20 protein-coding genes are annotated in these 25,207 nt (G+C 60.9%); 14 read left to right on the top strand and 6 right to left on the bottom strand.

Translation table 11 applies throughout. The features are described 5' to 3' along the window. Nucleotides 1–163 precede the first annotated feature (163 nt). The 4 genes from pyk to ppk1 all read left to right on the top strand — a co-directional run bounded on the left by pyk (nucleotide 164) and on the right by ppk1 (nucleotide 5,241). Complete coding sequence (gene pyk, locus AC06G8_RS16545; RefSeq protein ID WP_447664521.1) at nucleotides 164–1,918, top strand: pyruvate kinase; 1,755 nt, start codon at nucleotides 164–166, stop codon at nucleotides 1,916–1,918. A gap of 172 nt (nucleotides 1,919–2,090) precedes the next feature. Further along, complete coding sequence (locus AC06G8_RS16540) at nucleotides 2,091–2,612, top strand: acyl-CoA thioesterase (RefSeq protein WP_480283333.1); 522 nt, start codon at nucleotides 2,091–2,093, stop codon at nucleotides 2,610–2,612. Continuing rightward, nucleotides 2,609–3,034: an FxsA family protein gene (locus tag AC06G8_RS16535; RefSeq protein WP_480283332.1), complete on the top strand. Its 426-nt coding sequence runs from the start codon at nucleotides 2,609–2,611 to the stop codon at nucleotides 3,032–3,034. The genes AC06G8_RS16540 and AC06G8_RS16535 overlap by 4 nt, the downstream gene beginning before the upstream one ends. Nucleotides 3,035–3,147: 113 nt before the next feature. Next, on the top strand, nucleotides 3,148–5,241 hold the full coding sequence (gene ppk1 / locus AC06G8_RS16530; RefSeq protein ID WP_480283331.1) for a polyphosphate kinase 1: 2,094 nt from the start codon (nucleotides 3,148–3,150) through the stop codon (nucleotides 5,239–5,241). A gap of 143 nt (nucleotides 5,242–5,384) precedes the next feature. On the opposite strand, the gene AC06G8_RS16525 is transcribed toward ppk1, so the two are convergent. Continuing rightward, nucleotides 5,385–6,926: a Ppx/GppA phosphatase family protein gene (locus tag AC06G8_RS16525; protein WP_447664517.1), complete on the bottom strand. Its 1,542-nt coding sequence runs from the start codon at nucleotides 6,924–6,926 to the stop codon at nucleotides 5,385–5,387. A gap of 379 nt (nucleotides 6,927–7,305) precedes the next feature. Here AC06G8_RS16525 and citZ point away from each other — a divergent pair, with 379 nt between their 5' ends. The 9 genes from citZ (at nucleotide 7,306) to AC06G8_RS16480 (ending at nucleotide 18,257) form a co-directional block, all read left to right on the top strand. Continuing rightward, nucleotides 7,306–8,418, top strand: a complete 1,113-nt coding sequence (gene citZ, locus AC06G8_RS16520; RefSeq protein ID WP_076354091.1) for a citrate synthase — start codon at nucleotides 7,306–7,308, stop codon at nucleotides 8,416–8,418. A gap of 129 nt (nucleotides 8,419–8,547) precedes the next feature. Beyond that, nucleotides 8,548–9,843, top strand: coding sequence for an NADP-dependent isocitrate dehydrogenase (icd, locus tag AC06G8_RS16515; RefSeq protein ID WP_076354093.1), 1,296 nt, complete (start codon nucleotides 8,548–8,550; stop codon nucleotides 9,841–9,843). Between the two features lie 145 nt (nucleotides 9,844–9,988). Beyond that, entirely contained in the window at nucleotides 9,989–10,939 is a 951-nt protein-coding gene (gene mdh, locus AC06G8_RS16510; protein WP_048748587.1) for a malate dehydrogenase, read from the top strand. A 229-nt stretch (nucleotides 10,940–11,168) separates the two neighbouring features. Further along, the gene (locus AC06G8_RS16505) at nucleotides 11,169–11,639 is read left to right on the top strand and encodes a hypothetical protein (protein WP_447664516.1); all 471 of its coding nucleotides are present in this window, start codon (nucleotides 11,169–11,171) and stop codon (nucleotides 11,637–11,639) included. A 264-nt stretch (nucleotides 11,640–11,903) separates the two neighbouring features. Beyond that, complete coding sequence (locus AC06G8_RS16500) at nucleotides 11,904–13,364, top strand: sedoheptulokinase (RefSeq protein ID WP_480283330.1); 1,461 nt, start codon at nucleotides 11,904–11,906, stop codon at nucleotides 13,362–13,364. Between the two features lie 52 nt (nucleotides 13,365–13,416). Beyond that, the gene (gene recQ, locus AC06G8_RS16495) at nucleotides 13,417–15,591 is read left to right on the top strand and encodes a DNA helicase RecQ (protein WP_447664525.1); all 2,175 of its coding nucleotides are present in this window, start codon (nucleotides 13,417–13,419) and stop codon (nucleotides 15,589–15,591) included. 401 nt (nucleotides 15,592–15,992) lie between these two features. Then, a complete protein-coding gene (locus tag AC06G8_RS16490; RefSeq protein WP_447664514.1) occupies nucleotides 15,993–16,418 on the top strand; it encodes a hypothetical protein in 426 nt (141 codons plus the stop codon). 62 nt (nucleotides 16,419–16,480) lie between these two features. After that, nucleotides 16,481–17,437 carry a sugar kinase gene (locus tag AC06G8_RS16485; RefSeq protein WP_447664513.1) on the top strand — a complete coding sequence of 319 codons (957 nt, stop codon included), beginning with the start codon at nucleotides 16,481–16,483 and terminating at the stop codon, nucleotides 17,435–17,437. Nucleotides 17,438–17,441: 4 nt separating this feature from the next. After that, on the top strand, nucleotides 17,442–18,257 hold the full coding sequence (locus AC06G8_RS16480; RefSeq protein WP_447664512.1) for a DeoR/GlpR family DNA-binding transcription regulator: 816 nt from the start codon (nucleotides 17,442–17,444) through the stop codon (nucleotides 18,255–18,257). Nucleotides 18,258–18,348: 91 nt separating this feature from the next. On the opposite strand, the gene nagA is transcribed toward AC06G8_RS16480, so the two are convergent. Beyond that, entirely contained in the window at nucleotides 18,349–19,509 is a 1,161-nt protein-coding gene (gene nagA, locus AC06G8_RS16475) for an N-acetylglucosamine-6-phosphate deacetylase (protein ID WP_447664511.1), read from the bottom strand. Continuing rightward, the gene (gene nagB / locus AC06G8_RS16470; protein WP_447664510.1) at nucleotides 19,482–20,249 is read right to left on the bottom strand and encodes a glucosamine-6-phosphate deaminase; all 768 of its coding nucleotides are present in this window, start codon (nucleotides 20,247–20,249) and stop codon (nucleotides 19,482–19,484) included. The genes nagA and nagB overlap by 28 nt, the downstream gene beginning before the upstream one ends. 223 nt (nucleotides 20,250–20,472) lie before the next feature. Here nagB and fni point away from each other — a divergent pair, with 223 nt between their 5' ends. Continuing rightward, nucleotides 20,473–21,543, top strand: coding sequence for a type 2 isopentenyl-diphosphate Delta-isomerase (fni, locus tag AC06G8_RS16465; RefSeq protein WP_447664509.1), 1,071 nt, complete (start codon nucleotides 20,473–20,475; stop codon nucleotides 21,541–21,543). Between the two features lie 42 nt (nucleotides 21,544–21,585). On the opposite strand, the gene AC06G8_RS16460 is transcribed toward fni, so the two are convergent. Genes AC06G8_RS16460 through AC06G8_RS16450 form a run of 3 tightly spaced genes read right to left on the bottom strand, consistent with a single transcriptional unit; the run spans nucleotide 21,586 to nucleotide 25,123 of the window. Beyond that, the gene (locus AC06G8_RS16460) at nucleotides 21,586–22,698 is read right to left on the bottom strand and encodes a Ger(x)C family spore germination protein (RefSeq protein ID WP_447664508.1); all 1,113 of its coding nucleotides are present in this window, start codon (nucleotides 22,696–22,698) and stop codon (nucleotides 21,586–21,588) included. Continuing rightward, nucleotides 22,695–23,795 carry a hypothetical protein gene (locus tag AC06G8_RS16455; RefSeq protein ID WP_447664507.1) on the bottom strand — a complete coding sequence of 367 codons (1,101 nt, stop codon included), beginning with the start codon at nucleotides 23,793–23,795 and terminating at the stop codon, nucleotides 22,695–22,697. Before AC06G8_RS16455 ends, AC06G8_RS16460 begins: the two co-directional genes overlap by 4 nt. Beyond that, entirely contained in the window at nucleotides 23,792–25,123 is a 1,332-nt protein-coding gene (locus AC06G8_RS16450; RefSeq protein ID WP_447664506.1) for a spore germination protein, read from the bottom strand. Before AC06G8_RS16450 ends, AC06G8_RS16455 begins: the two co-directional genes overlap by 4 nt. Between the last annotated feature and the right edge of the window lie 84 nt (nucleotides 25,124–25,207).

The raw sequence follows: 25,207 nt of genomic DNA, 5'->3' as shown, positions 1-25,207 counted from the left end.
GCAGCGCCCGGAGCCATGTCGACATGCATAGGTCATCAGGACCGGGAGTCTAGTTCCCGCGGGCCAGGCATGCTTCAAAAGCCATGTCTATATTTCTGCCAATTGTGGTAGAATGATTGATAGTGTTCACAAGCAAGCTATATTGATGGAGGAATTCATACCCATGCGCAAAACAAAAATCGTCTGCACCATCGGCCCGTCCAGCGAGTCTCTGGAAAATACCAAGAAACTGATTCTTGCCGGCATGAACGTCGCCCGACTGAACTTCTCCCACGGAGATTTCGAGGAGCATGGAGCGCGTATCACCAACATCCGCCAGGCATCCGCGGAGCTAGGCAAGACGGTCGCGATCCTGCTCGACACCAAGGGTCCTGAGATCCGCTTGGGCAAGCTGAAGGAAGAGCCGATCGAGCTTCTCCAGGACGACTATATCGTGCTGACGACGGAGGAAATTCTCGGAGACCGCCACCGGATTCCGGTTACCTATAAAAATCTCCCTGCCGACCTGCAAGTCGGCTCCACGGTGCTCATCGACGACGGCCTCATCGGCCTCACCGTCGTCGACATCCAGGGCACGGAGATCAACTGCCGCATCGTCAACAGCGGCCAGATCAAGAGCAAGAAGGGCGTCAACGTGCCAGGCGTGCATATCTCCCTGCCGGGCATCACCGAGAAGGACTCGAACGACATCGTCTTCGGCATCGAGCAAGGCGTCGATTTCATCGCCGCTTCCTTCGTGCGCAAGGCTTCCGACGTGCTTGAGATCCGCGAGCTGCTGGAGCGCCACAACGCGAGCCACATCCAGATCATTTCCAAGATCGAGAACCAGCAGGGCGTGGACAACCTCGACGAGATTCTCGAAGTGTCCGACGGCCTGATGGTCGCGCGCGGCGACCTCGGCGTGGAGATTCCGGCCGAGGAAGTGCCTCTCGTTCAGAAGAACATGATCCAAAAGGCCAACCTGGCCGGCAAGCCGGTCATCACGGCGACGCAGATGCTGGATTCCATGCAGCGCAATCCGCGTCCGACGCGCGCCGAGGCGAGCGACGTGGCCAACGCGATCTTCGACGGCACCGATGCGATCATGCTCTCCGGCGAGACGGCCGCAGGCAAGTACCCGATGGAATCCGTCCTGACGATGTCCCGCATCGCCGAGCGCGCGGAATCCGCCCTGGACTACCGCGAGATTCTGGTCAAGCAGGCGAACGCTCAACAGACGTCCGTCACGGAAGCGATCAGCCAGGCTGTCGCCAACTCCGCCCTGGATCTGCAGGCCAAAGCGATCGTTTCTTCCACGGAGAGCGGTTATACGGCCCGCATGGTATCCAAATACCGTCCCAAGGCTCCGATCATCGCGGTTACGACGGATGAGCGCATCATGCGCCGCCTTGCGCTGACCTGGGGAGTCATCCCGGCCAAAGGAGCGAACGCCGACACGACGGACGAAATGTTCAACATCGCCGTCGAAGGCGCGCTCAACACCGGCCTTGTGAGCCTCGGCGATACGATCGTCATTACGGCCGGCGTTCCTGTCGGACGCGCCGGAACGACGAACCTGATCAAGGTTCACCATATCGGCGAGCTCGTGGCCAAAGGCCAAGGCATCGGCAGCCAGACGGCAACCGGCAAAATCGTTCTCGCCCGCACGCCGGAAGAAGCGATCGCCAAAACGAAGCCAGGCTCCATCCTCGTGACCGTATCGACCGACAAGGACTACATGCCTGCCATCGAGAAAGCGGCGGCGATCCTGACGGTTACAGGCGGCATCACGAGCCATGCGGCTGTCGTCGGCCTCAATCTCGGCATCCCGGCCGTCATCGGCATCGAAGACGCCTTCGAGCTGTTCCAGGATGGCATGGAAGTGACCGTGTACGGAGAGATGGGCGTTATTTACACCGGACAATCCCAAGTCCTCTAAAGCGGTCCGTCATCCGAGAGGTCCGGCCGCTCGGGACGACCAGATAGAGCTGTGCAGGCCGCATCCGCGCCCTTCCGACCCGCGAGGGAACGGGAGGGGCGGCGCGTTTTGCACGGCTTTTTCTTTTTTGCCGACCATGTTGGCAAGCGGGTACAGAAAGGATGGCAAGAGCATGAAAGCTGAGGCTTGGCATCTTCATCCGATTCGGGTGAGATACAAGGAAACGGATGCCATGGGCATCGTCTTCCATACGAACTATATGGTCTGGTTCGAGATCGGCCGCACCGAGCTGATCCGCTCAGCCGGATATCCGTACCGGCGGATCGAAGATGAAGGGCTGCTGCTGCCGGTCGTGGACATCGATTGTTCCTTTCATTCCCCGGCCCGTTACGATGACTGCCTTCTGATCTGTACCCGGGTGGAGAGCTATACGCCGATGAGAATGGCTTTCCGCACGCAGATCCGCCGGCTTCCGGTCGAGCCGGGCGACCCGATCCCGAACGGGTATCCCCCGATCGAGGCGGATGCAGCCGGAGCAGGATTGCCCGGCGAGCTGCTGGTGTCCGGAGGGACGCGCCATGTGTGGGTCGGCAGGGATTTCAAGCCTGCCAGGCTGGATAGGCGGCTTCCCGAGTTGTACGCTTTTCTGAAGCAGCATGCGGGCGAACCGGTCCGGAAAGGGGCGAATCGATGAACAAGGCCAGGCAATGGGGATTCATGCAGAGGTTCATGCTCGGGATTGCGGCTTATATCGTGGCGGAGGTCATCGTCATCATGCTCGCGTCCCGCTGGATCGGAGGCGCCGGAGTCGTGCTGCTGATGGCTGGAACGGCGGTGCTCGGGGGCGTGCTTGCCCGTACCCGCGGACGTAAGGCGTGGGAGGAAATGAGGCTGCGGATGGGCAGGGGAGAGCCGCCGGGCCATGCGCTTCTCGACGGGCTGTGCATCCTTGGAGGCGGCTTGCTGCTTGTGCTGCCGGGCTTTATCGGGGACATGGTCGGGTTGACGATGCTGCTGCCGTTCACGAGAGGCTTTTACCGGGCAAGGCTTTACCGGCTGCTGGAACGCCTATTCCGCGGAGGCGGCGGAGGGAAATTCTTCATCATCGGCCGCTGAGCCGGGGACGTGCATTCAAAAAATGGGCATTTACCGTCCTTTTACAGCATCTTAATATAGAAGAAACAGTTGCGCCGCATAATAGGGACAACGAGCAAGGAGGCTTCTGACTCATGACAAAAGCATTGTCCCCCTATGTGAACCGGGACCTCAGCTGGATCGAATTCAACCGGAGGGTTCTGGGCGAAGCCCAGGACGCCTCGACGCCTCTCCTCGAAAGAGCGAAGTTTCTCGCGATTGTATCGAGCAATCTGGATGAATTCACGAGCGTGAGGATGGCCGGCATCCAGGACCAGCTCAAGGCCGGATACGCTAAGGTCGATTTTACCGGCTACACGCCCCAGGGACTGTGGAAAAGACTGATCAAGCGCACCGGACAGATGGTGGCCGAGCAGTACCGGGCTTACCGCGAAGTGATGCGGGGACTGGCCCGCGAAGGAATCGGATTCAAGGAAATGGGGGATCTGAGCGCCGCCCAGGAAGCGGCCATGGACGAATATTTCCGGACGATCGTCTTTCCCGTACTGACGCCGATGGCGGTCGACCAGAGCCGGCCTTTCCCGCTGCTGCATACCCGCGAGCTGTATTTGGCTGTCCTGCTCAAGGACGACAGCGGGGACAGCGAAGCCGATCCTTATTTCGCGATCGTGCAGGTGCCGTCGATTTTGCCGCGCTTCGTGCCGGTGCCGTCGCGGGGCAACAGCAAGAAGATGGAATACGTGCTGCTGGAAGACCTGATTCAAGCCCATATCCATACGCTGTTCAACGGATACATACCTTTTGCCGTCCACTCGTTCCGCCTGATCCGCAACGCCGACTTGACGCTCAACGAGGAAGGCGCGGAGGATCTGCTGGAAGAGATCGAGAAGGAGCTGCGCCGCCGCCGCTGGGGCATGCCGGTTCGGCTGGAAGTCGAGGAAGGCTTCCATCCTTATGCGCTGGAGCTGCTCAAGGAGGAGCTCGAGATCGAGGATCATATTCTGGAGATCGGAGGTCCGCTTGATCTCGGCTTCCTCATGAAGTTCTCATCCGCGCTGCAGAGCAGGGACAGCCTGCGCTTCCCGAGGCTGGAGCCGATCTATCCGCCGGAGCTCGAGGAAGACGACAGCCTGTTCGACGCCATCCGGCGCCGGGACGTGCTGCTTCATCATCCGTACGAATCGTTCGAGCCGATTGCCGACTTCGTGCAGCAGGCAGCGGAGGACCCGAACGTGCTTGCCGTCAAGATGACCCTGTACCGCGTCAGCGGCCAGTCCAAAATCGTGCAGGCGCTGGCGGCGGCGGCCGAATCCGGCAAGCAGGTGACCGTCGTCGTCGAGCTGAAGGCCAGGTTCGACGAGGAGCGCAATATCGCTTGGGCCCGGCAGCTGGAGAAGGCGGGCTGCCATGTCGTCTACGGCCTCGTCGGACTCAAGACGCATGCGAAGATTCTGCTCGTCGTGCGCCGGGAAGAGGGGATGCTGCGCCGCTACGTCCACGTCGGAACGGGCAACTACAACGACAGCACGGCCAAGGCGTATACGGATGTAGGCTTGTTCACCTGCCATCCCGTCATCGGCGCCGACGCCTCGGCGCTGTTCAACGAGATGACAGGGTATTCCTCCCCTTATGAGTGGCAGGCATTCGCCGTCGCGCCGACCGATCTGATGGATAAGCTGTTCCGCCTGATCGACCGGGAGAAGGAGCATGCCTTGGCAGGGCGCGGCGGTTATATCGCGGCCAAGATGAATTCCTTGTCCAATCAGGAAATGATCGACAAGCTGTACGAAGCTTCCCAGGCCGGCGTCAAAATCGACCTCATCGTCCGCGGCGTCTGCTGCTTGCGGCCGAGCGTGGAGGGGCTTAGCGGGAATATCCGCGTCTTCAGCCTGATCGACAGGCATCTGGAGCATTCGCGGCTGCTCTATGTCCGCAACGGCGGGGATGAGGAAGTGTACCTGTCCAGCGCCGACTGGATGACGCGCAACCTTACGCGCCGGATCGAGCTGATGTGCCCGGTATTCGACGCCAACCTGAGGGACAGCCTGGTTGCGATGCTGGAGCTCATTCTGAGCGACAACGTCAAGCTCCGCGAGCTCAAGCCGTCAGGGAGCTACGAGAAAGTGCCCGATGCGGACCGGCCTCCTTTGCGGAGCCAGTTCGTCGCGGAGAAGATCTCTTCCTGGAAGCAGCCGGGCACGGACGATGCCGGCATGATTCATTCCTAGTCCCCATTTCTTTCGTCCCAAAAGAAAGAGCCGTCCCGGATCGAAGCGGGGCGGCTGTTTCGGTATTGGAGAGGATTCGGCTCTTGTGCAAGAGAAGGAGCGCTGCTTTTTCATCCCCTTGATCGAAGATGCCGGAAAATCGGTCAGCGGATGATGGACAGCGTAGGGGTCAGGCCCCATATCTTGGCGAATTCCCGTCCGCCGTCCTCGATTTCCTGGCTTTCCAGCGCCAGCGAGCCGGAAGGGCGGATCGCCTGCAGCTGCAAGGACGAGCCCTTGATGGAGATGTCGAGACGGCTGACCGGCTGCGTCTCGCTCCGGTCGAGCGTGGCGGCCAGCTGGAGGAGCGAGCCGAGCAGCGCGGCCGCTTCGGCATCGCTGTCCTGAAGGAGGGACGCAAAGGGCTCAAGCTGGGACTTCAGGCGGCTGCGGCCGTGGAAGGAGGCGACAGCGGCCGTCAGGACGTTCTCGCGATGCGTCATGCCGTTCAGGCTGCAGTTGGTGAGCAGGTAGAACGTATGCTTCGGATAGGCCGCATGGTCGATCGAGGCGCCGATCCGGTACAGGATGGAAGCCGCGTCGAGCACGACCGCCGCCCTCCCGCCGAGCGCCAGCAGGCTGGACGCCGCCTGCGTGTCCTTGAGGCTGTCCAGCAGCTCCAGCGACAGCCGGTTGACCTGATTGACGTGGGCAAGCGGAGCTTCGGGATAGAGGGCGTACGTATTGCTCACGCTGTAGCCGAGCACGTCGTCGAGCCGCGGCCGGTCGGGGAACTGGGAGGCGAAGAACAGCCCGTCCCGCAGCCCTGCCGCGCATACCCGGTACTCGGTCGCTCCGGTCAGCCTGCGGAACAGCATCAGAACGGCCAGTCCGGGCAGGATGAGGTCGACCCTGTCCTTGGACAGTCCGGGAAATTTGCGCCTTTTGTCCATCGGCATCTCCCGCAGCGTGGCGAACAGACGGTCCGCGTCTTCGGAAGGCATGGAATAGTTATGGGTTTGCGGGAAAGGATATTTCCGCACCGCTTGGTGGATCTTCGCCAAGGAGCGGATCGTCCCGCCGACGCCGACCATCGGGAGGCCGGGAGACCAGGCGAGCCAAGGCTCCTTGCCTGCTGCTGCGGTTACCTCGGCTTCCAGCGCCTTCAGCCCTTCATCGTCCAGCATGCCTCCCTTGAGGAAGCGGCGGGAGAGGCTGACGCAGCCGAACGGGAAGGAAACGCTCTGGACGAGCGTACGGTCGCGGAACAGGGATATTTCCGTACTGCCTCCCCCGATGTCGATGAGGAAGCCGTTCTGGATATCCATCGTGTTGACCATGCCGAGAAAACCGCAGGAGGCTTCCTGCTCGCCCGGAAGCAGCTCGACCTGCAGGCCGGTTTCGGCGTTCAGCACGGCGATGACCTCCTCTCCGTTGGCCGCATTGCGGAGGGCGGCCGTCGCTACCGCGCGGATCGTTCCCGTCCGGTGGTGGGCGCAGATCAGGCGGAAGTGGCCGAGAATCTCGACCAGCTCCCGCGTCGTGGCTTCATCGATCGTACCGTCCGCGGTTATTCTCGAGCTGAGCCTCGCCGGCCGCTTGCTGCCGTCGATGACGCGATGCGCTCCCGAAGCCGTCTGCTCGTAGACGACGAGGCGGATGGAGTTGGAGCCGATGTCGATGATGCCGGTTCTCTGCTCGTTCATGACCTTATCCTCCTTGAAGCTGCCGGTCGGAACCGGCGGCATAGTCAGTCCAGTGTACCATTTCGGCGGCCGGCCTTTCCAATCGCAGCTGCAAAAAGGCGGCAGGAAAGGAAATTGTTCAGCAACAAGATAATTCTATGATACCGATAAAGCAATTTTATGTCGCAACAAGTTGGATTCGGAAGCAAAATTCGTTATGATAATAAGGACGACTGATTCATTCGGGTTTTCGTGGATCTCTTCCAGCCTCTTATCACACTGCCGAGGCGCAGCATGAAGGCGCTGCCAAGATGCGGACTTCCGTCCTGCATCTGTAATCCCATGTCCGCATACTACTATTCGCCCTGCCACCCAGGCCGAAGCCAAAGGAGAGATAACTATGACAGCTACCAAAGGACTTGAAGGCATCGTAGCCACAACCTCGTCCATCAGCTCCATCATCGACGGCGTGCTGACTTACCGCGGCATCGACATCGACGATCTCGCTGAGAACGCAACCTTTGAAGAAGTGGCCTACCTGCTCTGGTACGGCAAGCTTCCGACCGCATCCGAGCTGGAGCAGCTTAAATCCAAGCTGGATCAATATGCCGCGATCCCTTCCGAAGTCGTGGAAGGCATCAAGCTGTATCCGAAGGATACGAACTCCATGGCTGCTCTCCGCACCGCGGTCTCTTCGCTGGCGCTGTATGATCCTGCCGCCCAGGATATGTCCAAGGAAGCCAACGTAGACAAAGCGATCCGCCTGCAGGCTCAGCTGCCGACGGTCATCGCGGCTTTTGCGCGCATCCGGGAAGGCAAGGAGCCCGTCGCTCCCAAGGCCGGCCTGTCCGTCGCCGCCAACTTCCTCTACATGCTCTCCGGCGACGAGCCGGACGAAGTCGCCGTCAAGGCGCTTGATCAGGCTCTCGTTCTCCATGCGGACCACGAGCTCAACGCTTCGACGTTCGCAGCCCGCGTCACGGTCGCCACGCTGTCCGACATCTACTCCGGCGTCGTGTCCGCCATTGGCGCGCTGAAGGGACCTTTGCACGGAGGCGCCAACGAAGCCGTCATGGTCATGCTCGAGGAGATCGGATCCCCGGACAACGTGGAATCCGTCATCAACGAGAAGCTCGCCAACAAAGAGAAGATCATGGGCTTCGGGCATCGCGTCTACAAAAACGGCGACCCGCGCGCCAAGCATCTTCAGAAAATGTCGCAGGAGCTCGGCAAGCTGAAGGGCAACATGGACCTGTACAACATGTCCGTGCACATCGAAGACATCGTGACGGGACAGAAGGGCCTGAAGCCGAACGTGGATTTCTATTCCGCTTCCGTCTATACGACCCTCGGCATCCAGCGCGACCTGTTCACCCCGATCTTCGCGATCAGCCGCCTGTCCGGCTGGACGGCGCATATTCTCGAGCAGTATGATAATAACCGACTGATCCGCCCTCGCGCGGAATACACCGGTCCATCGAACGCCAAGTTCATTCCGATCGACCAGCGCTGATTCATGGGCCCATGCCCCGGCCCGTCGCCGGGGCAGGCTTCATGCGCCTTGGTCCTTGCCTTGGACGAGCCGCATATGGACGGGCATCATAGCAAGACCGCAATCATATCAGAGGAGGAATACCCACTCATGCCGCAACTCGAAAAATTCGCGCTTCCGACTGAAGGCGAGCAAATTACGATTCAAGACGGAAAGCTGCAGGTTCCAAGCAACCCGATCGTTCCTTTCATCGAAGGCGACGGCACCGGCCGCGACATCTGGCGCGCATCCAAGCGCGTGCTTGACGCCGCTGTTGAGAAAGCTTATAAAGGCGAGAAGAAAATCGCCTGGTACGAAGTGTTCGCCGGCGAAAAAGCGTTCAACCAATACGGCGAATGGCTTCCTGCCGATACGCTGACTGCGATCCGTGAATACATCGTCGCGATCAAAGGTCCTCTGACGACGCCGATCGGCGGCGGCATCCGCTCCCTGAACGTCGCTCTCCGCCAAGAGCTCGACCTGTACGTCTGCCTGCGCCCTGTGCGCTACTTCGACGGCGTGCCTTCCCCGGTGAAGCGTCCTGAGCTCGTGGACATGGTCATCTTCCGCGAGAACACGGAAGACATCTATGCCGGCATCGAGTACCAAGAAGGAACGGACGCTGTGAAGAAGGTCCTGTCCTTCCTGCAGAACGAGATGGGCGTCAACAAGATCCGCTTCCCGGAAACTTCCGGCATCGGCATCAAGCCGGTATCGGCTGAAGGCTCCAAGCGCCTGGTGCGCGCTGCGATCGAATACGCGATCGAGCATGGCCGCAAATCCGTGACGCTGGTCCACAAGGGCAACATCATGAAATTCACCGAGGGAGCCTTCAAGAACTGGGGCTACGAAGTGGCTGAAGCCGAGTTCGGCGACAAAGTATTTACTTGGGATCAATACGACCGCATCAAGGAAGAGCAAGGAACGGATGCGGCCAACAAAGCACAGGAAGAAGCTCTCGCAGCCGGCAAAATCCTCGTGAAGGACGCCATCGCCGACATCGCCCTCCAACAAGTGCTGACCCGTCCGACCGACTTCGACGTCATCGCGACGCTGAACCTGAACGGCGATTACCTCTCCGACGCCCTCGCTGCCCAAGTCGGCGGCATCGGCATCGCTCCAGGCGCCAACATCAACTACCTGACGGGCCACGCCATCTTCGAAGCTACGCACGGCACGGCTCCGAAGTATGCCGACAAAGACGTCGTGAACCCTGGTTCCGTCATCCTGTCGGGCGTCATGATGCTCGAACACCTCGGCTGGCAGGAAGCTGCCGACCTCATCTACAAAGGCATGGAAGCTTCGATCAACAACAAAACGGTTACGTACGACTTCGCCCGCCTGATGGAAGGCGCAAAAGAAGTCAAATGCTCCGAGTTCGCGGATCAAGTCATCGCCAACATGTAATACTTACCAGAGCCCGCTTCGGCGGGCTTTTCCACTCTTCCGGCGGCATTTCGGCCAGCGGCAAGCGTCGATCTGCAAGCGGCGATGATGGTTGCGACGAGTTGGCGTCATAGTTCGACATTCCAATCCGATGGAGGTTATTCAGATGGCAATTAAGCGCAATAAGATCACGGTTGTAGGCGCAGGCTTCACCGGAGCGACGACCGCTCTCATGCTGGCTCAAAAGGAGCTGGGCGACGTCGTTCTCGTCGACATTCCGCAGCTCGAGAACCCGACGAAGGGCAAGTCGCTCGACATGCTCCAAGCTTCCCCGGTTCAAGGCTTCGATGCCAACATCATCGGCACGTCCAACTATGACGATACGAAGGATTCCGACATCGTCATCATCACGGCAGGCATCGCCCGCAAGCCGGGCATGAGCCGCGACGATCTCGTGAACACGAATGCCGGCATCGTCCGTTCCGTATGCGAGAACATCAAGGTATCGAGCCCGAACGCCTATGTCATCATCCTCTCCAACCCGGTAGACGCGATGACCTACGCGGCCTTCGAGACGCTTGGCTTTCCGAAAAACCGCGTCATCGGCCAATCGGGCGTGCTCGATACGGCCCGCTACTGCACGTTCATCGCGCAAGAGCTGAACGTATCGGTCGAAGACGTGCGCGGCTTCGTGCTCGGCGGACACGGCGACGACATGGTTCCGCTCGTCCGCTACTCCAATGTGGGCGGCATTCCGATCGAGAAGCTGATTCCGGCCGACCGCATCGAGGCGATCGTGCAGCGCACCCGCGTCGGCGGCGGCGAAATCGTAGGCCTGCTCGGCAACGGCAGCGCATATTATGCTCCGGCGGCATCGCTCGTGCAAATGACCGAAGCGATCCTGAAGGACAAAAAACGCATCCTGCCGGTAATCGCCCTGCTGGAAGGCGAATACGGCTATGACGGCCTCTTCCTCGGCGTGCCTGCGATTCTCGGCGGCGACGGCATCGAGAAAGTATTCGAGCTTGAGCTGACGGCTGAAGAAAAAGCGGCGCTCGACAAATCCGCCGAGTCCGTGCGCAACGTCGTGAAGGTTGTAGCCGGCACGAACGCGTAAGCGGGACTCGTCGCGGGTCGGATCCGGAACAATATCCTGGGGCCTTCGGGTTCCGGGATTTTTTCTTTTGTGAACCCGCTCCGGCGGCGGATCGCACGGAGTCTATTGCATTCGTACCCTCTCGAATGAGAGAATTTTTAAGAGGATCCGAATTCAGGTAAGGTCTTAAACCGGTATCGATCCTCCGAAGCATATATAACACGCGAGAACCGGCTGAAGGAGGCTGAAGATGGAAGAGGAATCCTTGATTACGCATGAAGAATATTTGACATCCGCGGAGCTTTTCCGCTCGGCATTCCCGACATTTGCGGCAGAGGTGGAGAGAGTGGAGGCCCGGCGAGGCCGGCTGAACGACTTCCAGCTGATGCAGGCGGTGAGCAAGGCGACCGACAGCATCGTCATCCTCGGCTGGAACTGCCGCAAGACGGTCGCCGCCATGTTCGACGTCTACGCCGAAATCTATCGCCGCGAGGGCAGGGAAGCGGCCGACAAGTGGGTGGAAGCGACCTTCGGAGTTTCCTACTCGCCGGAGGCGGGCGAGATCAGGCAAAGCTTGCTGGAAGCGATGGACAGGGTCCACATCCTCATCAAGGCCAAGGAAGCGGAGCTGCAGCTGCTGTACCGGGAGCTGCACGAGCTGAGGACAAGGCTTGAAGAGCCGCAGGCAGACATGAATGCGGCTGCTGACGAGGAGGAATAGATGGCGGTGGCGGAAGCCGCGGCATCCAAGAAGGAAGGCTCCTGCCCGCCATTCATGAAAAGAGGAGCAATGGAGCGGTTCGGGTCGTCCCCGAGGGACAGCGGGCGTTGATCGGGCGGCAAAGGACCGCGCGGTCCGCCTGTTTGCTGATTCCGCAGAATTCCGCAGCTGGTCGATCTTCCCGGCAGAGCGGCATGCGGCGGGTCCATGCTATAATAGACTTCACCGATAGAATCAAAAGGTTGGACTGGCCGGGAGGTCTTTATGAGTACAGCTGCTGGGCAGATACGGTCAGAAGGCGGTTTTCGCACGCATACCGCCGGCATAGACATCGGCACGACCTCGCTCGCCGTGACGATCTGGGATGCGTCATCGGGGCTTGCCGTGCACACCGCGACCGCGCCGAACCGGGCATGGCTTCCGGCGGAGCATCCGTGGGAAAAGCTTCAGGATCCGGAGCTGATCGCGAGCGATGCCGCAGAGCTGCTGGAGCAGTGCCGGCCTTGGCGCGGCAAGCTCGCCGGAATAGGGATTTCCTCACAGATGCACGGCGTGCTCTATGCAGATGGGCATGGAAGAGCGGTCAGTCCATTGTATACGTGGCAGGACGCGCGAGGAGGAAGGGCTCGGGCGGGGGAAGGAGCGGGAGGAGAGTCCCATGCCTCCATGCTGTCCCGCCTGTCGGGAAGCAGCGTCTACAGCGGTTATGGATCGGCTACGCACAGCTATAATAGGGAAAATGGGCTGGTTCCGGACGGAGCGGCCTGGCTGTGCACGATCGGCGATTATGTGGCGATGAGGCTGTGCGGAGCCCGCGAGCCTGTCATGGACGCCACTCAGGCCGCCGCGGTCGGCTTGTTCGAGCTGGAGTCGGGCCGCTTCGACGCTGCCGCCATCATCAGAGCAGACATGGATCCTTCCATGTTCCCTCGAGTCGCAGCTGCCGCGGAGGAAGCGGCAGTCGGCAGTACGCATGACGGCATACCGGTCTATGCGGCCATCGGCGACAGCCAGGCGGGTTTCATCGGCGGCGCCGGCATCATGAGGGGGACGCTGCTCGTTACGATCGGCACGGGAGCCCAGATCGCGCTCTACAGCGAGGAGCGGGTATCGGCGGCAGGGCTGGAATCAAGGCCGATGCCGGGCGGAGGGTGGCTTCTGACAGGCGCGGCTCTCGCGGGAGGCAAGAGCTACGAGCTGCTGGAGCGCTTCCTGCGGGAAGCGGCGGAGCTGGCCGGAGGCGTTGTGCCGGAGCGGTTGTACAGCCGCATGAATGAAGCGGCCGAAGCCGAGCTGGACCGGCTGGAACGGGAAGGAATCAAGCCGGAGCTGACCGTCTCGCCGTTATGGCTCGGAAGCCGGAGCGATCCGGAGGTCTCCGGCAGCATAACCGGAATCCGCGAGGGCGGCTTCACGGTGCCGGGCTTGATCGCCGGATTTCTGCTGGGAACGATCGACGAGCTGCTGGGCATGCTCGCTCCGCTGCCTGCCGGCCTGCGTGCGGGCATCGTCCGCATCGCAGGCACGGGCAACGGAATCCGGCGCAATCCGGCCATGCGGAGGCTGCTTGCCGCAAGGACCGGCTTGACGCTCCGGACGGCGGCGATGGCAGAAGAAAGCGCCGCCGGTGCCGCGCTGCATGCGGCCGTTTACTGTGGACTGTACCGCAACCATGAACAAGCGATGCTCGCCGCCGGCAATGCCGGAGGGGAGCTTGAAGAATAACAGCATTGCCGCGCCGTCGGGGACGGCGCAAGAAGGGGGTTCATCCATGATTATGCTGGAGGAAGCGCGCGATTTGCTGAAGCGCGTCTACGGCTATGATTCTTTCCGTCAGGGACAGGAGGATATCATCGCGGCCATAACGGGAGGCAGCGACACGCTGGCGATTCTGCCTACCGGCGGCGGCAAGTCGGTCTGCTACCAGATTCCGGCGATGCTGCTTGCCGGCACGACGATTGTCGTGTCGCCGCTCATCTCCCTCATGAAGGACCAGGTCGACGCTCTGCGCAGGGTCGGCGTTCCTGCCGCCTTTCTGAACAGCTCTCTTGGCGCGGCGGAATATCGAGAGGTGCTGAGGGCCGCCTTGAACGGCGAATACAAGCTGCTTTACGTGGCTCCGGAGCGGCTCGATGCTCCCATGTTCGGGGAGCTGTCCGAGCGGATGCGCATTCCGCTCATCGCGATCGACGAGGCTCACTGCGTGTCCCAGTGGGGACATGACTTCCGCCCGAGCTACCGGCAGCTGGCCGGCTGGATCACACGGATGGAAGACCGTCCGCTCGTAGCCGCCTTCACGGCGACGGCGACGCCGGAAGTCTCGCGCGATATCGCGGACATGCTCGCCCTGCGCGATCCGAGCATCTTCATCAACGGCTTCGCGAGGGAGAACCTGTCCCTGTCGGTCGTTGCCGGCGCCGACAAGAAACGGTTCCTGACCCGCTTCCTCCAGGAGCGCCCGGATCAGTCCGGCATCATCTATGCCGCGACGCGCAAGGAGACGGAGGCCGTCCACGCGGAGCTGCTGCGCCAGGGCATTCCCGCCGGCAAATATCATGGCGGCCTTGGCGACGAGGAGCGCGCCGATGCGCAGGAGAAGTTCCGCTTCGACGAGACGCGCGTCATGGTCGCCACCAATGCCTTCGGCATGGGCATCGACAAGCCCAACGTCCGCTTCGTCCTGCATTGGCAGATGCCCGGCGACCTGGAGTCCTACTACCAGGAAGCGGGACGCGCCGGACGCGACGGCGAGGAGAGCGAATGCCTCCTTCTGTTCGAGCCGCAGGATGTCCAGATCCAGCGCTTTCTCATCGAGCAGGGAGCGGGCGATGACGGACGCAAGAGCGTGCAGCTGTCCAAGCTCTATTCGATGATGAACTACGCGCGTACGGAGCGCTGCCTGCAGCAGTTCATCGTCGACTATTTCGGCGAGAAAGGCGTGCAGCCCTGCGGCAAATGCGCCAACTGCCTCGACAAGAGCGAGCGGCTGGACATGACCTCCGAGGCCCAGAAGGCGCTCAGCTGCGTCGGCCGCATGAAAGGGCGCTTCGGCGTCGCGATGGCGGCCAAGGTGCTGAAGGGCTCCCGCGACAAGAAGATCATCCAGTTCGGGCTTGACCGGCTCTCCACCTACGGCCTCATGAGGGAATGGCCGGAGAAGGAAGTCTCCGACTGGCTCTACTGGCTCGTCGCCGAAGGCTACCTCCGCATGAGCGAGGGCCAGTATCCGACGGTGTCGCTGACGGCGGAGGCGCTGCCGGTGCTCGAGGGCAGTAAGACGGTCGTGCGCCGCAAGATCACGACGGTCCGCAAGGCCGCCCAGAGCGGCGGTGGCGAGTCCTCGCCGCTGTTTGAGGCGCTGCGCGACTGGCGCCGGGCAGCTGCTGCCCGCGAAGGCGTGCCGCCGTTCATGCTCTTCTTCGACGCGACGCTGCGCGAGCTGGCGGCGGCCCGGCCGTCGTCGATGGACGAGCTGATGAGCGTGAAGGGAATCGGCGCTGCGAAGGCGGGCAAGTACGGCGAGGAGCTGCTCGCGATCACGGCGGGAGCGGCCGCGGATCTCTCCGGAGAGCAGGATCTGTTCAGCCAGGCTGGAAGCGTGCAGCCGCCATCCGCCTCCGCCAGGCGGAGCGGCGATGCAGCTTCCGGCGGAGCGGGCAGCCATGCCGCCACCTACGACCTGTTCGCGGCCGGCAAGGACGTGGAGGAAATCGCGCAGGAGCGCGGTCTCAGCCGCGTGACGGTGGAGAACCATCTCATGCGCTGCGCGGACGAGGGCGCCGAGCTGGAGTGGAGCCGGATCATTCCCGAGGAGCAGGAGCCGCTCATCCTCGAAGCCGTGCAGCGGCTTGGCGGCGACAAGCTGCGTCCGCTCAAGGACGCCCTGCCGCCGGAGGTGGACTATTTCGCCATCCATGGCGTGCTCCGCAAGCATGGCATCAGCAGAAGCTAGCATAGCCGGCATGCATGCCGATCGGCACGCGGAAGCTTCGCATCGTCGAGAGCCGGAAGCGGTTATAGCGGCAAGGCGGCGGCAGAAGAGAAGGCTCGGCACGAAAAGAGCAGTCCGGAAGGGGCGGAAGCCTTGGCGGACTGCTCTTTTTGATGGACAATGCAGCGGGTGTCCCCTGAAAAGCCGATCGCCATGGCTCTGATATTCTGAATCCGGAGCTGAAAGGATCGGCGGAATGGAAGGATGAAATCCGGAAACGGCTGTGCGGGATGCGAGAAAGAGAAGAAAATAAAAGCCAGAGCAAGCGATGAGGCGTTTTATGCGCTTTTTCGCAGGTTAGTTTTGTAAAGCGAACATTGATTTAGTATACTGGACGATAGATAGGCCAAGGAGGTAAATAAATGAATTCGATCATGATTTTTCTGCATGTGCTCGGAGCGGGAGGAGTCGGCTTCTACCTGATTCTTCCGTTCCTCGTGGGCCGTGCATCCCGCCTCGCGGGAGCGGGACAGCAAGGGCTGGCCGAAGGGCTGATCGCCGGCAATCGGGTCGCTCAGTATTTCCTGATCCTGCAATTCCTGACGGGCGGTTATTTGATCTCTCAGGCGGATTACACCGTGCTTTGGATGGTCGTGGTCATCGTGCTGTTCCTCGCCATCGCGGCGCTCGGCGGCATCCAGACCAAACCGCTGAAGAGAATCGTCAGCCAGATCCAGGCAGGCCAGAGCGCTACGGAGGAGATCGGCAAAGTACGCATGTTCAGCTTCATTCTGCTCGTTCTTTATATCGTGACGCTTTACCTGATGGTGAATCCTTTCTACAAATGATTCAGCCGTCGGCCTGACCATGCCTGATTGGTGGAAATATCCAGTGACAGGGGGAGCGGCAAATGGATAACAGAATTCCGGAGCTGCTTACGTTCGGAGAGAGCATGGCGCTGTTCATGCCTGCCGAGCAGCGTACGCTGGAGCATGCTTCTACGCTCGAGATCGCCTTCGGAGGCGCCGAGAGCAACACGGCGATCGGCGCCGCGCGGCTCGGCTGCAGCGTCGGATGGTTCGGCGCCCTCGGCGACGATCCGTTCGGGCGGAGAATCCGGAAGGCGCTGCGGGGCGAAGGCGTCGATGTATCGAGGGCAGCCCTCAGCAAGGAAGCTCCGACGGGAATGATGTTCCGCGAGGAGGAAGCTGGACGGCTCGCCGTCCACTATTTCCGCAAAGGCTCCGCGGCGAGCAGGATGCTGCCGGATCATTTGGATGGCGCTTACATTGGCGGAGCCCGGCTGCTGCATGTGACGGGCATCACGATGGCGCTGTCGGCCGAAGCGCGCGAGACCGTGTTCCGAGCCATGGAAATCGCAGCCGGAGCGGGAGTCAAGATTAGCTTTGATCCGAACCTCCGGCTCAAGCTATGGTCTGTGGACGAAGCGCGGGAAAGCATTTTGCGGGCGGCGGCGATGGCGGATTATTTCCTCCCGGGCTGGGACGAGCTCAAGCTTCTGTACGATACGGAAGACGAAGCTCTTATCCTGTCGCGCTTGGCCGAGCTGAAGGCGGTTACGATCATCAAAGGCAAGGACGGCGCTTCGCTCCTCATGGAGAACGGGGCCGCGGAAGCGATTCCTTTCTATCCGGCGGACAAGGTCGTCGATACGGTCGGAGCCGGAGACGGCTTCGGCGCGGGCTTCCTCGCCGGCCTGCTGAAGGGCATGAGCGCCCGTGAAGCGGCGAGGATCGCGAGCATTTGCGGCTCTCTTGTCGTTCAGGGAAGAGGAGACTGGGAAGCGCTGCCGAGCTGGGCAGCAGTCCAGCAGCGGCTGGATAATTCGGTATGGGTGGAGCGTTGATCCGATGACGGAAATACCGAACAAGGGCGAGCGGCGGCGGGACGGCATTCTGACCGTGCTCAAGCAGCAGGGACGCATAACGATCTCCGAGATCGTAGAGAAGTTCGGCTGCTCCGAGGCGACGGCGCGGCGGGATCTGGAGCTGCTGGAACGAACCGGACCGCTCGTGCGCACGATCGGGGGGGCCATGTACGACGGCATGAATCCCGTCCGGGACAGCTCCTTCGCCGAGCGGCAAGGAATTTCCCTGCTCGAGAAGGAGCATATTGCCCAGGAAGCCGCACGGCATATCGTGGAGGGGGACGTAGTCGGCCTCTCCGGAGGAACGACCAATTACCTCATCGCCAAGCTGCTCAAAACCCGCAAAGGCATCACGATCGTGACCAATGCGGTCAACATCGCGATGGAGCTTGCGGGAAGCGAGATCCAGGTTGTCGTAACCGGCGGCATGATGAGGCACAACAGCTTCGAGCTATGCGGTCCGCTTGGGGAAGGCATGGTATCCCATCTCAACATCGGCAAGATGTTCATCGGCGTGGACGGCATATCGGAAAACGGCGGCATCACGACCTACTCGGAGCAGGAAGCCCAGATCGCCAAGGCGCTGATGAGCCGATCCCAGATTACGTACGCGGTCTTCGACCAAAGCAAGGTGGGCCGGACATCGCTGTTCTCCATCGCCCAGCTCAAGGATCTGGAGGCGGTCATCACGGACCGCCATCTTCACGGGAGCCTGGCCGACGCGGCCCGGCGCTGCGGCGTCGCGGTCTATGTGGCCGGCGAAGCCGATGAAGAGGATGAAGCCGCGGAACAAGGCTGAAGCGAGATATGCGGCACACCATTCATCGTCAACATCCCGGAGCCTGGGAGGCTCCGGGATGTTTTTTCATTCTCAACAATGGAAAATAAGATCAGCGCTCGTAGACCGCCTCGCCGCCGACCCAGGTCGCGGCGACATCGAGGCTCTCGTCAAGCAGCACGAGATCGGCCCACTTGCCTTCGGCGATGCTGCCGGTCTGGGCGGACATGCCGAGCAGCGCGGCGGGGTTGCCGCTGCACAGCCTGCTGACCATCGGCACGCTCCAGCCGCTGGCTTCCTTGAACAGGCGGAGCGCGCCGGCCATCGTGAGCGTGCTGCCGGCCAGATTGCCGGCTCCGGTCAGGCGGCAGATGCCGTCCTTCATCGTCACCGGCTGGCCGCCGAGCTCATACTGGCCGTCGGAGAGGCCGGCAGCCGAGATCGCATCCGTAATGAGCGAGAGCTTGTCTGCCGGCTTGGCGCGGGCAAGCAGCCGCATCGCGGCCGGATGCACGTGATGGCCGTCCGCGATGAGCTCCGCATGGATGCGGTCATCCGTCAGGATGGCTCCGACCGTGCCGGGCTCGCGGTGGTGGAGGCCGCGGCTCGCGTTGAACGCATGGACCGCGCTGCGGAGGCCGGCGTCCGCAGCCGCTTCCACCTGATCATAGGTGGCATCCGTATGGGCGGCGGCGGCGATGATTCCATGCTCCGACAGCCAGGCGATCAATTCGATGGAGCCTGCCAGCTCTGGAGCGAGCGACAGCTGCTTGATCAATCCCGGATAAGACGCATTCCATTGCTGCAGCCATTCGAGCCGGGGATCGACGCGGAATTCGGGGTTCTGGGCGCCCATCCATTTGGGGCTGAGGAACGGACCCTCCAGATGCACCCCTCCTATCCGCGCATGCGGCATCGGAGCGCTGCGGTATTCGTCGGCTGCTTCGAGGACGCGGGAGATATGCTCCTCCGAAGCCGTCATCGTCGTGGCGAGCAGCGTCGTCGTTCCATGCGAGGCGTGGAACTTCGTGATCGTATCGTAAGCTTCCTGTGTGGCGTCCATGAAGTCGGCTCCGTAGCCGCCGTGGACATGCAGATCGATGAAGCCCGGGAGCAGCCAGCCCCCGCGGCCGTCGATCGTCGGGATATCCGAGCCGCCGGCTTGCCCGCCCGGCTCGATGGCCGCGATGCGGCCGTTCTTGACGGTGACGGAGCCGTATAGCGATTCATCGCCGACGGCGATATTTACATGGCTGACGCGAAAGTGCTGCATCCTTCAGTCCCTCCTGTTGCCAGCAAGCTTGCTGCCTCCCGATCGAGCAGAACCGTCACCCGCGCATGGGTCTGCAGCAGGGAAGCGGGGCAATCGGTCGTGATCGGGCCGGTCAGCGCCCGCTTCACGATCTCGGCCTTGTCCGCGCCGCGCACGACGAGCAGGATGCGATAGGCTTTCAGAATGGAGCCGACGCCCATCGTCACCGCTTGCCGGGGCACCTCGTCGATGGAGGCGAAAAAACGCGCGTTGGCTTCGCGGGTCGCTTCGTCCAGCGTCACGACATGGGTGCCGGCGCTGAGCTGGCTGTCCGGCTCGTTGAAGCCGATATGGCCGTTATGCCCCAGTCCGAGCAGCTGCAGGTCGACGCCGGCCTGCTCGAGCATGGCGTCGTAGGCGGCGCAGTGGGCTTCCAGGTCGCCCGACATGCCGTCGGGCAGGAAGGTCCGGTTGAGCGGGATATCGATCTTGGAGAACAGATGCTGGTTCATGTAATAAGCGTAGCTCTGCTCGTTGTCCGGCGTCAATCCTACATACTCGTCAAGATTATAGGTCGAGACCGACTTGAAGGAGATTCCGGAGCGGGCGGCCGTATCGACGAGGCTCCGGTAGATGCCTACCGGCGTCGAGCCGGTGGCCAGGCCGAGAACGGCATTCGGCTTGGCGGCGACGAGCTCCGCAATGAGCGAGGCTGCAGCGGCATCCAGCTCTTGGTTATGTTGAAACACGCGAATTTCCATGATCGTTCATCCTCCCGGTGAGCGGCTTTTCGTTTTCTTTAGTCTACGCTTTTTTTGATTCCGTGACAATTAAAATGATCATGACAAACATAAAAATGATCATTTTAATCAATGGTCATAGTTGCCGCAGCCGGTTTGCCGGGGAATGTCCGAGCGGGGTATGATAAGAAGACTTGAACCACAGGGAATCAACCACGATCGATCTAGATGAAGGAGTCGAAGGATGAGCAGCTCACGATATCAGGATACTTCCGGCGGCGGGACGGAGCAGCGCAAGGCGGAGCATATCCGCATCTGCCTCGAGGAGCAAGTGCAGGGAACGGGCGCCGGCAACGGACTGGACCGTTACCGCTTCCTCCATAACGCCTTGCCCGAGCTGGACTGGGCCAGCATTTCTTTGGATACGGGCTGGCTGGGCATCCGCATGAAGGCACCGCTGCTCGTGAGCTCGATGACGGGCGGGACGGACGCGGCGGGCAGAATCAACCGGGGTCTTGCCGAGGCTGCCGAGGAGCGCGGATGGGCGATCGGGTTGGGCTCGATGAGAGCCGTTTGGGAAAAGCCCGAGCTGGCCGATTCGTTCCGGATCCGGAGGGAGGCGCCGAGCGTCCCGATCATCGCGAATGTCGGAGCGGTGCAGCTCAATTACGGACTGGATGCCGATGCCTGCCGCAGGCTGGTCGAAGCCGCGGAGGCGGATGCTCTCGTGCTTCATCTCAATTCCTTGCAGGAAGTGTTCCAGCCGGAGGGCGATACCTCATTCTCGGGCTTGCTGGCCGCGATTGAGCGGCTCTGCCGGAATGCGGGCGTTCCGGTCGGCGTGAAGGAGGTCGGCTGGGGCATCGATCCGGACACCGCCGTCCGCCTGGCGGAAGCCGGCGCCTCGTTCATCGACGCCGCCGGCGCCGGAGGCACCTCCTGGAGCCAGGTGGAGAAGTTCCGCTCGCGCAGCCCTCTTCGCGCCCAGGCGGCCGAGGCTTTCGCCGATTGGGGAATTCCGACGGCGGAGTCCGTCCTCGGAATCCGCCGCCGGCTGCCCGGCATGAAGCTCATCGCTTCAGGCGGATTGGCCAATGGAGTCGAAGCGGCCAAGGCGCTCGCGCTTGGAGCCGATCTTGCGGGCTACGGGCGGGCGCTTCTGCCGGGCGCCGCGAGCGGAGCGGACGCGGCAGAGGCCATTGCCGGCCAGATGGAGCGGATCGAGTTCGAGCTGCGGACGGCGATGTTCGGCATCGGAGCCGGCGATCTCGCGCAGCTTCGCGGCCATGAACGGTTGAAGCCTGTCTATCCCTGAGAGGGACGGACAGGCTTCTTTTTTCCAGGATGGAGATCCCGTCTATTTGATCAATCCCGTTCCTTGGATCTTCACCTTCGCCCGCACTTCGAATTTCAACGTCGGGTACATGCTCTCCCACTCCTGGAACGATTCGGAGCTGAGATGGGTAGCCCGGTAGCGGAGGCCGAAGCCGAACGGGTCGACGCCCGCCTTCTGGATCTTTTGGAAGAGCGCGATCGCATCCTTCTCGATGCCATGCTCGAACATTTTCTGCAGCCCGTTCCAATCCTGGTTGAACACATTTTTCGGAGCTTCCTCGATCGAGCCCCCTATGTTCACCTTCATCTTCAGAATACCGCTGCTGCTGACGGAATAACGCGAGGAGATGTCGGTTACGGTGAGGATGATGGGACGGCCGTCAAGCTTGGTCTTGATGATGGAGTTCACATACTGCTGGTCCAGCTGGTTGAACAGCTGGGTTTCCTCCGGCGTGAGGATGGTCCGGACCTTGTTCTTGTCCAGCAGAGCGAGGCGGTCGACCTCGTATCCGTTGCCGGTCGTGCTGATGACGGGAAGATAGGGATCCATCCCTCTCTCCGTCCTCCTGCGCTGCAGATCGAACAGATGCTCCGTGCGGATGTAGGAGGAGCGGGTGCCGTCCCCTCCGAAAGTAAGGAACAGCGAGTTTCCGGAGTACCGTTCGGACAGGGGTATTTTCTTCAGGACGTCTGATGCCTGGCTGCCAGCCATGGCGATGTAAGCCGAGCCCTGGATATCTCGGCGCCTGACCATCCAGTCCACGGATTCGCTGATATCGTCATGGCTCAGCTTCTTTCCGAGCAGGAACATTTTGCAATGCCCCAGATCGAGCTCCTTGTCGAGCGAGGCTTTGATCAGCCGGACGCCCTCCGATATTTCGGCGGCTTCGATCGTTTCCACCTGCGATTTTTCCATGCCGGGCTCGATTTTGGAATTCGGAATGGACAGCCGGAGCGTAATGCGGTAAGGCTTTTGCTCGTTGCCGGACTTGTCGATCGCGACGGCGACGACAAAAAAACGCTTGTCGATGTCGACGAACCCGCATCCGCCGAGCGGCAGCAGGAGCAGCGCCATGGCGGCCAGCAGCCATGATCGGAGCGGCATCGTCCGCTTGCCTGGCGACAAACTCTTCATATCGGCTTTTTCCTTCTCCGCGAGATGATGAACAGGAACAGCACGGTCGCCGCCTCGAGGAACATGCGGACGATGAGCCAGGTCTCGGCGATTTCGAAGTCGATTTTTTCGTTCAGGAACAACAGCGACACGAACGAGAGAGCGAAGAATGAGCCGCATACCCACCAGTTGGCTGCAGGGGCGATGGTGTAATCGACTTGGAATTTATATTTTTTGCTCATGCTGAGAATGAACTCCATCGCCTGGTTCCATCCCGTAATCGTATAGACAAGGGACAGTCCCAAATACAGGAACAGGAAGACGAACAGGACACGCTCGATGAAGCCGTATTTCATCGTCATCGAATCCGCGGTTTGCGTCCACACGTACAGGTAGCGCTCCACCCCCATCGTTCCGTGGAAGCCGATCGGCAGGAAGAAGGTGACCAGCAGGATCAGCGTGCCGGATACCGGAATGATCCACCGCCCCTTCAGCCGGAAGTTGGGCGGGTTCACCCGGTTCAAGATCGCCATGTTGATGTACCCTGTGAAAATAAAGGTTCCGGCCCCGACGCTCGACAAGGTCGGATAGCGGTCCACATATTTGGCGATCGTGTAGATGGCGTCCCAGCTCAGGTCCGGGCTTCGGACACCTTTGAAGAGAATAAGCAGAACCAGCGGAGTAACAAGCAGCATCGTTATTTCGAGCAAATAGAGGATTGTCAGCGCCGAGCGGGTCGCTCCGTATGCGCAGAGCAAGCCCAGGATGAGCATCAGGTTCCATTCAGGCTGATCGGGGGTCAGCACGCGGTTCATGAGCAAGGTGAAGGCGATCAGCGCGAAGCTGGCGGCGAAAAACCACATGAACGCATACAGCGGCAGCAGCATCTTGACGATCCATTCCGGGAGGAAGAGCCTCAGGATCTCCGGTAGACCCATGCCGGGGAACCGGGCCAGAGCGCTGGTCGAAGCGTAAGCGATCAGCGTTCCGATGACGATGGCGACGATAAGGGAAGATACCGCTCCGCTCATCCGGTCCTTGATCAGGACGGCGGGTACGAACAGCATGAGATTGAGCATCGCCACCATGATGAAGCTGTAATAGAAATAGCGGTTCATTCGTGCTTCACCTCTCCGATATCGGCATGCTTCAGATCCCCGGGAAGGATCAGGCGGAAATAGGGCCGGCCGAAGCTTCGCTGGTTGCATAAGTAGATGACGAAGTAGAAAATCCCGCAAGCAACGCCAGGCAGCCCGAAGAAAATGGCGAGCAGGATGAGCGGGTATTTAATGAAACGGACCGACAGAGAGAGCGAGTAGATCGGAATGACGAAATTGGATATGGCCATGACGGAGGTGACGATGATCATGATGCTGCTGACCAGTCCGGCCTGCTGGGCAGCCTGGCCGAGAATGAGGCCGCCGACTGTCGTAGCGGTGGATCCGATGTATTTGGGCAGCCTGACGCTCGCTTCCACGAGCATCTCGATCATGAAGAGCATGATGAATACTTCCACGAAGGAAGGATACGGAACGGCCGCCCGGCTGCCCGCGATGGAGAAGGCGAGCTGCACCCGGAACAGCTCCGGGTTGTAGGAGACGATGGCGATATAGAGGGCGGGCAGCGTCGTCGTGAGCATCAGGGCGAAGAAACGAAGCGACAGAAGCAGGATCGACATCCAGAAATTTTCGTAACGGTCTTCCGTGGCGACCATGAGGTCGAAAAACGTGATGGGCAGGATGATGGCGAACATGCTTCCCTGCATCATGATGATGACTTTGCCGTTGGCCAGCCCCCGGGTTACGCGGTCGACCCTTTCGGTGATAAGCTCCATCGGGAAGAGCCGCTTGCGGTTGTCGTTCAGCGCCTTGGCCAGCTCTCCGGTAGCGCTCAGGATATCGGTCTGGATGCCGCGCAGCTTGGCCCGGGCGAGGCTCAGCACCTTGGGATCCACCTTGCGATGATCGAACATCATGAGGACTTGGGTTTTGGACAAATAACCGACCGTATATTCCTCCACCTGGAGATCCGGGGTAGCGTAGCGGGCGCGGATGATGTTGGCCGAATCCGAAAGATCCTCGCTCAGCGCGATTTGCGGCCCTTCGATGGAGCTCTCCACGCTCGTTTGCGGCGAGGTGTTGCGGATGACCTTGGCTGCGGAATAGCAGAAGTAGCTCTGCTCGACCTTGAGAAGCACATATCCTCTCAGCATCAGGTCGGTCCAGATGGCGGGATCCTCCACCGGCTTGAAGGAGGGGTCGCTCCTCACCACGTCGGCGAACGGCTTCAGCTCCCTTGAGAACGGGACGAAAATGGCGTCGTACAGCTTGTTTTCTTCGACGAGGGTAGCGATGTACGCGATCTCGAGTATGAGCGAGTTGTTGCTGATCCGATGCGTCTTCACATCGTTGGATGTAGCGAACAGCTCGTTGATCCGCTGCAGCACGGGCGTCTCCTCCATTTTCCAAGTAAGGGCTAGTATGCCTGATGGAGAAAGAAATTATGTCATCTTTTGCCGCCCGGCCGCGGG

This window comes from Paenibacillus sp. SJS-P3 (assembly GCF_056711585.1).
Note: the sequence above shows the minus strand (reverse complement) of the source record. Positions and strands in the feature narration are given on the sequence as shown.